At 71.8% G+C, this 9,015-nt stretch carries 11 protein-coding genes and 2 pseudogenes; 6 read left to right on the top strand and 7 right to left on the bottom strand.

Annotation, left to right across the window (positions count from 1 at the left end; translation table 11 throughout):
- Window positions 1-180: 180 nt before the first annotated feature.
- On the top strand, window positions 181-693 hold the full coding sequence (locus ACWC9T_RS39570; protein ID WP_449825885.1) for a hypothetical protein: 513 nt from the start codon (window positions 181-183) through the stop codon (window positions 691-693).
- Here the strand turns inward: ACWC9T_RS39570 and ACWC9T_RS39565 are convergent.
- Window positions 690-1,331, bottom strand: a pseudogene (locus tag ACWC9T_RS39565) (oxidoreductase); the annotation flags it as partial. The gene ACWC9T_RS39570 and the pseudogene ACWC9T_RS39565 overlap by 4 nt on opposite strands.
- 156 nt (window positions 1,332-1,487) lie before the next feature.
- On the opposite strand from ACWC9T_RS39565, the pseudogene ACWC9T_RS39560 reads away from it, so the two are divergent.
- Window positions 1,488-1,568: pseudogene (locus ACWC9T_RS39560) on the top strand (phosphotransferase); the annotation flags it as partial.
- Here the strand turns inward: ACWC9T_RS39560 and ACWC9T_RS39555 are convergent.
- The gene (locus ACWC9T_RS39555; RefSeq protein ID WP_449825884.1) at window positions 1,565-1,849 is read right to left on the bottom strand and encodes a hypothetical protein; all 285 of its coding nucleotides are present in this window, start codon (window positions 1,847-1,849) and stop codon (window positions 1,565-1,567) included. The pseudogene ACWC9T_RS39560 and the gene ACWC9T_RS39555 sit on opposite strands and share 4 nt — an antisense overlap.
- A gap of 179 nt (window positions 1,850-2,028) precedes the next feature.
- Here ACWC9T_RS39555 and ACWC9T_RS39550 point away from each other — a divergent pair, with 179 nt between their 5' ends.
- A complete protein-coding gene (locus ACWC9T_RS39550; protein ID WP_449825883.1) occupies window positions 2,029-2,700 on the top strand; it encodes a DsbA family oxidoreductase in 672 nt (223 codons plus the stop codon).
- A 55-nt stretch (window positions 2,701-2,755) separates the two neighbouring features.
- On the opposite strand, the gene ACWC9T_RS39545 is transcribed toward ACWC9T_RS39550, so the two are convergent.
- The 4 genes from ACWC9T_RS39545 to ACWC9T_RS39530 all read right to left on the bottom strand — a co-directional run bounded on the left by ACWC9T_RS39545 (window position 2,756) and on the right by ACWC9T_RS39530 (window position 4,875).
- The gene (locus ACWC9T_RS39545; RefSeq protein ID WP_449825882.1) at window positions 2,756-3,421 is read right to left on the bottom strand and encodes a hypothetical protein; all 666 of its coding nucleotides are present in this window, start codon (window positions 3,419-3,421) and stop codon (window positions 2,756-2,758) included.
- Window positions 3,422-3,465: 44 nt separating this feature from the next.
- Entirely contained in the window at window positions 3,466-3,921 is a 456-nt protein-coding gene (locus ACWC9T_RS39540) for a hypothetical protein (protein ID WP_449825881.1), read from the bottom strand.
- A 361-nt stretch (window positions 3,922-4,282) separates the two neighbouring features.
- Window positions 4,283-4,543 carry an ATP-binding protein gene (locus tag ACWC9T_RS39535; protein ID WP_449825880.1) on the bottom strand — a complete coding sequence of 87 codons (261 nt, stop codon included), beginning with the start codon at window positions 4,541-4,543 and terminating at the stop codon, window positions 4,283-4,285.
- Between the two features lie 188 nt (window positions 4,544-4,731).
- Complete coding sequence (locus ACWC9T_RS39530; RefSeq protein WP_449825879.1) at window positions 4,732-4,875, bottom strand: nucleotidyltransferase domain-containing protein; 144 nt, start codon at window positions 4,873-4,875, stop codon at window positions 4,732-4,734.
- Between the two features lie 238 nt (window positions 4,876-5,113).
- Between ACWC9T_RS39530 and ACWC9T_RS39525 the strand changes: the two genes are divergently transcribed.
- Window positions 5,114-5,818, top strand: coding sequence for a hypothetical protein (locus ACWC9T_RS39525; protein ID WP_449825878.1), 705 nt, complete (start codon window positions 5,114-5,116; stop codon window positions 5,816-5,818).
- 91 nt (window positions 5,819-5,909) lie between these two features.
- Here the strand turns inward: ACWC9T_RS39525 and ACWC9T_RS39520 are convergent, their stop codons facing one another.
- Window positions 5,910-6,548 (bottom strand): TetR/AcrR family transcriptional regulator, encoded by a 639-nt coding sequence (locus tag ACWC9T_RS39520; protein ID WP_449825877.1) that lies wholly within the window; start codon window positions 6,546-6,548, stop codon window positions 5,910-5,912.
- A 308-nt stretch (window positions 6,549-6,856) separates the two neighbouring features.
- Between ACWC9T_RS39520 and ACWC9T_RS39515 the strand changes: the two genes are divergently transcribed.
- Window positions 6,857-7,315 (top strand): DUF6542 domain-containing protein, encoded by a 459-nt coding sequence (locus tag ACWC9T_RS39515; protein ID WP_449825876.1) that lies wholly within the window; start codon window positions 6,857-6,859, stop codon window positions 7,313-7,315.
- Window positions 7,308-8,963: an LCP family protein gene (locus tag ACWC9T_RS39510; protein ID WP_449825875.1), complete on the top strand. Its 1,656-nt coding sequence runs from the start codon at window positions 7,308-7,310 to the stop codon at window positions 8,961-8,963. Before ACWC9T_RS39515 ends, ACWC9T_RS39510 begins: the two co-directional genes overlap by 8 nt.
- Window positions 8,964-9,015: the final 52 nt, after the last annotated feature.

Genomic DNA, 9,015 nt, shown 5'->3' with positions numbered 1-9,015 from the left:
CCTGCCTTAGGGGCGGGCCAACAAACGCCTCCTCCCCCCAGGGGGGGGGGGTGCGGGGGGAAGTCGGCCGGGCCGACTTCCCGCTCCACACACTTCCGGGCGGGTGAGCCGGTGTCAGTGGCGTCTGATCGACTGCTCCCCGGGAGCGAGACGGATCGAGACGAGGGGGTGGCTGCCGGGATGGGTGTGCTGACCGACTACTTCCGGGCGCCGGATGCGGCAACCGTCGCACGGGCCCTGGAGATCACGGGCGGCGGGCGGCCCGAGTTCAATGACGGATCCGGCGGGGGATCCGGCGAGGGCTTCGACGGCGTCGAGGCCAAGCACGTCGATCCGGTTGTCATGCTGGGGCAGCTCGTCGCGGCCGTCCGCCAGGAGGCGTGGCGGGCCGATCTGGTCGTGGCGGCGGCGGTCTGGCCGACCACCCCGCCGCCCGGACCGGACGGCTTGGAGGACGAGGACGACCCGTGGGTCACCGGCCCCTGGGTGACCGGGCTCGACGACGCCACCCGGGACGCCCTCGCCGGGGTGCCCGACGCCCGGGTGCAGGAGGCCGTCGCGCAGTGGGCGCTGGCGGAGGAGTGGGGCGGCGCCGACCCGGCCGATCTGCTGCCGCTGGCCGAGGAGTTGATCGCCCTCGCCCGCCGGGCGCGCGCGGCGGGCGAGCGGCTGTACTGCTGGATCTGCCTCTAGCCACCGAGGATCGGGGTGGCCCCGGTCGCGGCGAGGGAGAGGTCCCAGAGGCGGGCGGCCGCGTCGGGGTCGACGGCGTACCGGCGGACCCTGCCGTCGTCCATCGGGTCGGCGGGGCCGGCGAGGTGGGCGACCTCGCAGTCCTCCAGGTAGATCCCGCCCCGGTCGGCGAGGAGCGAGGAGGTGGCCGCCCAGAGGCCGGTGGCAGCACCCTGGGAGGGGGTCTTGAAGTCGGCACCGACGACCGTGCCGCGCTCGTCCACCCAGCCGCGGTCGATCTGCTCCTGGAGCGTCATCTCCCGCTGCAGCCCGGTGATGATCTTGCCGGGGTGGAGGGCGAAGGCCCGCACGCCGTCCGTCCGCCCGAGCGCGTCGAGGTGCACGGCGAACAGCACGTTGGCGGTCTTGGACTGGCCGTACGCAAGCCACTTGTCTTACCCGGTACGGAAGTGCGGGTCGTGCCAGCGGATGTCGGTGAGGGTGTGCCCGGCGGAGCTGTTGACCACGAGGCGCGCGCCGCCCGGGGCGGCGGCCAGCAGCGGGTACAGCTCGCAGGCGAGGGTGAAGTGCCCGAGGTGGTTGGCCGCGAACTGCCCCTCCCAGCCGGGGCCGACGCGCCGCTGCGGGGTGGGGGCGACGAGGGCGGAGCAGGCCAGTCCGAGGGCATCGGCGCGACGGGCGAGGGGCTTCATGTGACACTCCGTTGGATGGCCTGCGGCCGAGCCGCCTCTTGGCGACGTGTTCGATCTTGCTCGGCCGCCGCCCCCGACCGGTATCGGGACCAACCCTGAACCGCCGGCCTGCGCGGCCGCCCGGGAGGCAAGTCCAGCTGGGGGCCGCCCGCCCACGCCGCCCTGCGGCGCCTGATCGCCTAGGTCGGCTGGCCGGTGCGGCGCAGGTCGTAGAGGTACGACTTGCCAGCCTTCCAGCTGCGCCAGGGGCCGAACGGCGGGAAGAGCTCCTCCCCGGTCTGCCCGAGCAGCGGCCAGCCGTTGGCGATCCCGTCGGCGCCGACCGTGCACCAGCCCCGCTCGGGCAGCCAGCGGCACCACACGTCCAGGTCCACCCGCTTGAACGACGGCCTGCCGTTGAACTCGCCGTCCTGGCGGTAGCGGTAGACCAGGCCGTCCAGGCGGCGGACGAACTCGAAAGGCACGGCGACTCCCCCAGTCGGACATCGGAGACGGACACAGCCACTTCGCCAGACCATCCTCCCGGTTGCGCAGCGCCTCCCGCACCTGAATATTTCAGTACGAGAAATATTCATGCGGACGGCTGCGTTCCGGTAGGTATTCGCGCGGGAGGTCCGCGCAAGGCTGGAAGGAGTGCCGCGCCGTGCGCGTAGAAGTCTGGAGCGATATCAACTGCCCGTGGTGCTACATCGGCAAGGCGCGGTTCGAGAAGGCCTTGGAGAGCTTCCCGCACCGCGAGGAGGTGGAGGTCGTCCACCGCTCCTTCGAGCTGGACCCGCACGCGCCGCGCGAGGCCCGTCCGGTCGTCCCGCTGCTCGCCGCCAAGTACGGGATGAGCCTGGAGCAGGCCGAGGCGGCGGAGGCCCGGATCGCCGAGAACGCGCGCGGCGAGGGGCTGCCGTACCTGGACGACGGGCGCGACGCGGCGAACTCCTTCGACATGCACCGCCTGCTGCACTTCGCCAAGGAGCACGGCCGGCAGGGGCAACTGCTGGACGCGCTGTACCGGGCCAACTTCGCCGAGGAGCGCTCCGCGTTCGAGGACGGGCGGCTGGTCGAGCTGGCCGTCGAGGCGGGGCTGGACGGCGAGGCGGCCGCTGCGGTGCTGGCCGACCCGGAGGCGTACGCGGAGGCGGTGCGCGAGGACGAGGCGACGGCGAGCGCGATGGGGGCGACGGGGGTGCCGTTCTTCGTCCTGGACCGGCGGCTGGGCGTGTCTGGCGCGCAGCCTGCGGAAACGTTTGTGCGTGCACTGGAGCAGGCCTGGGAGAGCCGGGTCTCCGTACCGCTGACTCCTCTCACGCCGAAGAAGTAAGCGGTTTGGAGCAGGAAGTCGGACGGGCCGACTTCCTGCTCCAAGGCCTGCTGGCTCATTCGGCGCGCCAGCGGTGGGCGTAGGAGATGTGCAGGCTCGCCGGGACGCCCTTGGCCGCACGGCCGGAGCCCCAACCCTCGTGGGTGAGGGTGCGGCAGTAGTGCGCGTCGGGGCGCCGACCGGGAGCCTCGCGACTGAACGCGTGCAGCTGGGAGCCCGTCCAGCGGAAGGCGGTGGGGCTGCCGGTGACCACGAGCGTGTGGGCCGCCCCGGCGAAGCGGAGCTGATCGCGCCAGCCCGTGAAACCGTGGCGCTCGTAGTCGACGGCCTCCTCGGGCGGGAAGTCGCTGGCCGGGAGGTCGACGGTGTGCGGGATCCCGGCGCCCAGCCGGGCGCGGACCTCCTTCCAGCGGGACGGCGGGAAGCCGAGGCTGTGGTGGACGAGCAGGAGGTCCAACCGGTCCTCGGACGGGATACCGGGCAGACCGGTCGGGCCGGTGTTGGCACGTAGCGGCAGGTGGACGAGGGAGCGCCTGGAGCGGGCGGCCAGGGCCCAGACAGTCGCGAGGTCCTCGGCGCCCTGCCGGTCGACGTGCAGGTCCATGAACCAGCTTCCCGGGCTCGCGTAGAGGAATGCGCCGGCCGTCTGCCGCGCCGGGGCGATCACCCGGTACTCGTCCCGGCCGAGGCGGACCTGGTGGATCTTCGTTCTCAGTCTCACCGGGTTGTCGTACCGGACTTCGGGGTGGGCTGTCCTGCGGATTCCTAGTCGTAGAAGAACTGGCGGAGGTCCTCGACCGAGCCGGGGCCGGTGACGAAGGCCTCGAACCGGGCGACCGCGCGGGGCGGCGGCGAGCCGTCGACGGGCAGTCGCCGCAGCCAAACCTCACCCTGCTCGCCGACCGCGTAGACGGCGGAGAGCAGCTCGGCCATGCCCGCCGGGCGGGGCGGGGTGGTGCCGACGACGGGGACGAGTTCCCAGCCGCCGGCCCGGGCGGCGAGGCGGAGCACGCCCGCCCAGGTGGCGATGCGGCAGAGCCGTACGCGCAAGGAGAGTTCGGTGGACGGGTCGGGGTACCCGAATCCGATGGTGGCGGCGGCGATGTCGTCCATCACCTGGCGCTCGACGGGGGTGCGGATCCAGCGGCCCTCCTGAGCGTCCTCGATGGCGGCGTCCCACCACTCCCAGGCGTCGTGCAGGCGGGTCGCGAACTCGTCCATGCGGTCAGGCTAGTGGGAACGGGGGTTGAGGCGGGTCGCCAGCCAGGGAGAGTTACGGCCGGCGGCCTCGCGGTAGGCGATGCGCTGGACGGCGAAGAGCAGGCGGTAGAGGTTGAGGGCGGTGTCGGAGTCGTCGGCGGCGAAGCCCAGGTGGTGGATGAAGGTTTCGAGGTCGGGCCAGTAAAGCGGACGAGGACACGGCCATCGAGGATCTTGCCCGTGGCGGCGGACGGAAAGATCAGGCCGAACTTGCGGCCACGCTCGTGGAGTTCGGCGAGGAGCGTGCGAATGTGGTCGTCGGTGTAGGCCCGGATCCGGGGGTCGGTGGGCTTCATCGGCTGACGGGGGCGGGGGCGGGGGTTCACGCGGTGGCCTCCAGTTCGAACCAGACGACCTTGCCCTGCTTGCGGGGGTCGGCACCGAAGCGGTGGGTGAGGGCACGGACGAGGTGCAGGCCCCGGCCGGAGAGGGAGAGCGGGTCAGCGGGGGTGCGGGGCTCGGGGAGGAGCGGGCTGTCGTCACAGACCGAGACACGGAGGAGCTGCGGGGACAGGACGAGGGTGACCAGCGGGGACGGACTCCCCGCGTGCTTCCAGGCGTTGACGAAGAGTTCGTGGAGCATCGGCCTCGGCGCGTCGACGGAGCCGGGCACCGGCGCCGTGCGGATCGACGAGCAGCAGCCCGGTGGCGTACATGCTCTGACATGGTCGCCCGGCGGGAGCCGAGGTCTGCCGCGAAGAGCTCCGCGAGGGCCGCCTCGGTATGGACGAAGAGTTCGGCGAGGCGGCCCTCGAACCGGACGGTCTCCCGCTAGGACTCGCCGTCGGCGACCAGGACGGCGAGGTCGAGGTCGCTGGTGGCGGTTGCGCGCCCGGCAGCGGTGGAGCCGCCCAGCACGACGGCGAGCGCGTCCGGGAAGCGGTCGGCCACCAGCCTGCGGGCCTGATCGATCATCTGCGAAGCATCCTGGAACACGGCGGAGCGAATCGCACGGCCTGCGGTCAGTCGGGGCGTCAGATCGTTCGAGGACAGCCGATCACGACTCGGCATCCCTTGTCACAGACCCGCGTGGGAGTCGTCACGGCGAAGTCAAGACGGCGCCAAAGCCGTGGCGCCCCGCTTCCTAACTGCGATATGAACGTCCCTCAGAAGGATCGCCGCCACGGCGGTCCGCAATGACGGGGGACGTCACATGAAGACCATCCGCAGCAGTCGCCGCGCCCTGGCCCTCGTCGGCCTGGCCGCGGCCGGCGCGCTCACCCTGACCGCCTGCAACGACGACGCCTCGTCGTCCGACACCGCGAGCACCCCGCCCGCGACCCAGGCGCCCGCCACGCCGTCGGCCGCGCCCACCACCCCGGTGCCCTCCATCTCGGCAGCGGCCCCGACCGGCGCCCCGACCGCCGCGGCGTCCGACTCGGCAGCGGCCCCGGCCCCGGCCGGTTCGACCGCGGCGCCCGGGACCACCGTGAAGATCGGCGACGCCGTCACCGTCCCGTTCAGCTCGGGCAGCACCAAGGGCACCGTCTCGCTCGCGGTCACCTCGATCGACAAGGGCGACCCGGCCGACCTCACCCCGCTCAAGCTGGGCGACAAGGCCGCCGGCATGGTGCCGTACTACGTCCGGTTCAAGGTCACCAACGTCGGCAGCACCGACCTGTCCTTCTCCAGTCTGACCCAGATGAAGGGCACGCTCCCGGACGGCTCGGAGGCCAGCGAGGTGATGCTGATCGGCACCTTCGACAAGTGCCCGCACCCGTCCTTCCCCAAGGGCTTCACCAACGGCCAGTCCATCACCTCCTGCGTGCTGGCGCTGGCGCCGCAGGCGACCAAGGTGGCGGGCGCCGAGTACTGGGCCGATCCGTACACCCTGGGCAAGGGCATCAACTGGAAGTGATCCGCCGGAAGTGATCGGCAGGTCGGGGGCGGCGCCGGGCGCCGCCCCCGCTCCGCGTTCCCGGCGCTGGCAACGACAACGCCTGCGACGCCTACGACACCTGGGCGCCGTAGATCTTCAGGAACGCGTCCACGCCCGCCCCGGCGATCCGCTCGACCTCCTCCTCGGCCACCGGCAGGGCGCCCCAGAAGGAGCGCTCCGCGACGCCGTGGAAGGTCAGCAGCGTGAACTGCTCGGCGGCCAGCTCCGGTTCGGCGACCGCCAGCAGCCCGCGCCCGGCGAGCGCCGCGAAGCGCTCCGCGAGGTCGCGCTGGGAGGCCACCGGGCCGGCCTCCAGCCAGGCCTCCAGCACGTCCGACGGGATGTTGGCCACCTCGGCGCGGATCGCCCGGCCGAGCGCCCCGTGGTCCCCCGCGGAGAGGACGGCGAGCGCCCGCTCGACCGCGAAGTCGGCCAGGTCCTGGCGCAGGTCCACCACCCGGTCCAGGTACTTCGCCATCAACTCCCCGATCTTCTCGGTCAGTTCCGCCGAGTTCTGGAGTGCTACCGACAGGAAGAGGGTCTCCTTGTCGGCGAAGTGGTTGTAGACCGTCCGCTTGGACACCCCGGCCTCGGCCGCGATCGCGTCCATGCTGGCCCGGACGTACCCTTCACGCCCGAACACCGTCATCGCGGCCCGGGTGATCGCCTTCCGCTTCTCCGGCCGTCCCGCTCCGCCCGTGGTCGCCACGGCGTTCTCCTTGTCCGTCGGCGCATCCGCCGACCCTCTCGAAAACTGCTCGGTGTAGTGTATGAAGTCCCGTGCACAAGCGGACTTGCCGCCGAACAGACGTGCTCTATGCTGCGTACGATCTCTACACCTCTGTAGAGCAAATCCGAAAACGGGCCTGCCCCCAGCAGAACCGGGAAACCGCGAACGGGAACCGGCCGGCCGAACACCAGCGTCCCGTACAGGCAGCGCCGCAACCGCTCTCCACAGCAGCCCGGCGCAGGCGCCGACCGAGGCGCGCCGATCACGGGAACACCAGGGGTGAGTGCGTGGCAGGGCAGCGAGGTCGGCCGTCCGACCAGGGTTCACAGCGACGGACGGCCGGCAGGCCCACCGGCCCTCAGCGCCCCTTCTCCGGCGGACCGGCCCTGCCCGCGGTGGCGGCCGTCGGACTGCCACTGGTGGGGGCGGTGATCGACGAGCTCTCCGGCCCCGGCATGGGCGCGGCCTTCAACGCGTGCGCGGTGCTCGGCATAGGCCTGGCCGCCGCGCTCAGCACCCGCAGGGGCTGGTGGTGGGTGGTCGCGGCCTCCCCGCTGGTCGTGCTGGGCGTGACGGCCGTGGTCGAGTTCGCGGGCGACAGCGAGAGGTACCAGGGCAGCAAGCTCGCCACCGGCTCGGCGAAGTGGGTGGTGAACGGCTTCCCGGTGATGGCGCAGGCCGCGGCGGCGGCCCTGCTGGTGATCGTGGTCCGGGTGGTCCGGGACCGGAGGAGGCAGCATGCCTGACAAGCCCGAGCAGCAGGAGGGCGGGCGCACCGCCGTCCGCAAGCCCGCGGAGGCCCCCGCCCACCGGAGTTCCCCGGCGCTGATCGGGGCCCGGGTGGTTGCCTGCACGGTCGGCTTCGCGGTCTTCGCGGCGAGCGGGGTGGTCTGGTACGAGTACACGTCGCTGACCGACGGGATGACCACCTCCAACGCGATCGCGGAGACGAAGAAGGACGCGCCCAAGCACCTGGACAACTCGGTCAACCTGCTGCTGATCGGTCTGGACAGCCGCAAGGCCATGGACGGCTCCGACCTGCCGCCGGAGGTCGTTCAGGACGAGCTGCACGCCGGCCACAGCTCCGAGATCGGCGGCTACAACACCAACTCGCTGATCCTGCTGCACATACCGGCCAGCGGCGGCAAGGTGCAGGCGGTCTCCGTCCCCCGCGACGACTACGTCATGACCTACAACGGGGACGGCTCCCAGCAGGGCATGCACAAGATCAAGGAAGCCTACGGCACCGCCAAGGACAACTTTGACCGGAGCCCGAAGGCCAAGGGGCTCAAGGGCGCGGACCTGGAGAAGGCCGGCCGTGACATCGGGCGGGCCGCCACCATCCGCACCGTCCAGACCTTCCTCGACCAGCCGATCGACCACATCGCCGAGGTCAACCTCAAGGGCTTCTACGACATCGCCAAGCAGCTCGAACCGATCGACGTCTGCCTCACCCACGACACCAAGGACCCGGCCATGGAGGGCCAGGGCTCCGGTGCCGACTTCCACAAGGGCATCAACCACCTCAACGCCTCCCAGGCGCTCTCCTTCGTCCGCCAGCGCCACAACCTGGACGGCCCGGACGGCAACAGCGGCGACTTCGCCCGCACCCACCGTCAGCAGGCCTTCATCTCCTCCGTCGTCCACAACCTCAAGCAAAAGGGCATTGTCGGCGACCTGGGCAAAATGAAAGGCCTGTTCGGTGTCGTGCAGGAGGACCTGGTCATCGACAACGAGTGGAACATCCTGGACTTCGCCCAGCAGGCCCCGGCCCTGACCGGCGGCAACGTCGAGTTCAACACCCTCCCCGTCGCCGACCTCAAGAAGGTGAACGGCCAGGAGGTCAACATCGTCGACCAGGGTCAGATCAAGAGGATCGTCAAGCAGGTCTTCGGCGGCGCCGACGCGGCTCCTGCTCCCGCCGCCACCGACACGGGGAGCAGCGCCCCGGCCAGCGCCGCCCCGACGCCCACCCCGACGCCGACAACGCCCACCAAGGCGGCCACCTCGGCCACCGTGGACGTGTTCAACGCCTCCTCGGCCGCCGGAGTCTCCTCCACCGCCGAGGCCAAGGCCCTGGTCGGCATGGGGTTCAAGGAGGGCAGGACCGGCCCCGCCGCCGCCAAGCAGAAGACCACCACGGTGACCTACGGCAAGGGCGCCAAGGACGCCGCCGACCAGATCGCCGCCCGCTACGGAGTCACCGCCACGGAGTCCGCCTCGGCCGGCGCCGACCACGTGGTGGTGACCCTCGGCACCTCGTTCACCGGCGTCGCCGCCGACAAGCCCGCCACCCCCACCGCCCCTGCCACCGGCGACCCGGCCGCCAACATCGCCAAGCAGGGCCCCGGCGTCGACGCCGAGTCCGACGGCGGCATCCCCTGCGTCTACTGACGCGCTCCTGAGCCTCCCGGCCCGGTGCCCCGTCCGGACGGGGCACCGGGCC

Source organism: Kitasatospora sp. NPDC001159 (assembly GCF_053598235.1).
This window is presented reverse-complemented; position numbering and strand designations above follow the sequence as displayed.

Excerpts from the sequence above, each read along its gene's own strand:
- ACWC9T_RS39570 (WP_449825885.1), top strand. The coding sequence starts at position 181 with ATGGGTGTGCTGACCGACTACTTCCGGGCGCCGGATGCGGCAACCGTC.
- ACWC9T_RS39540 (WP_449825881.1), bottom strand. The coding sequence starts at position 3,921 with ATGGACGAGTTCGCGACCCGCCTGCACGACGCCTGGGAGTGGTGGGAC.
- ACWC9T_RS39535 (WP_449825880.1), bottom strand. The coding sequence starts at position 4,543 with ATGCTCCACGAACTCTTCGTCAACGCCTGGAAGCACGCGGGGAGTCCG.
- ACWC9T_RS39530 (WP_449825879.1), bottom strand. The coding sequence starts at position 4,875 with ATGATCGATCAGGCCCGCAGGCTGGTGGCCGACCGCTTCCCGGACGCG.
- ACWC9T_RS39525 (WP_449825878.1), top strand. The coding sequence starts at position 5,114 with ATGAAGACCATCCGCAGCAGTCGCCGCGCCCTGGCCCTCGTCGGCCTG.
- ACWC9T_RS39510 (WP_449825875.1), top strand. The coding sequence starts at position 7,308 with ATGCCTGACAAGCCCGAGCAGCAGGAGGGCGGGCGCACCGCCGTCCGC.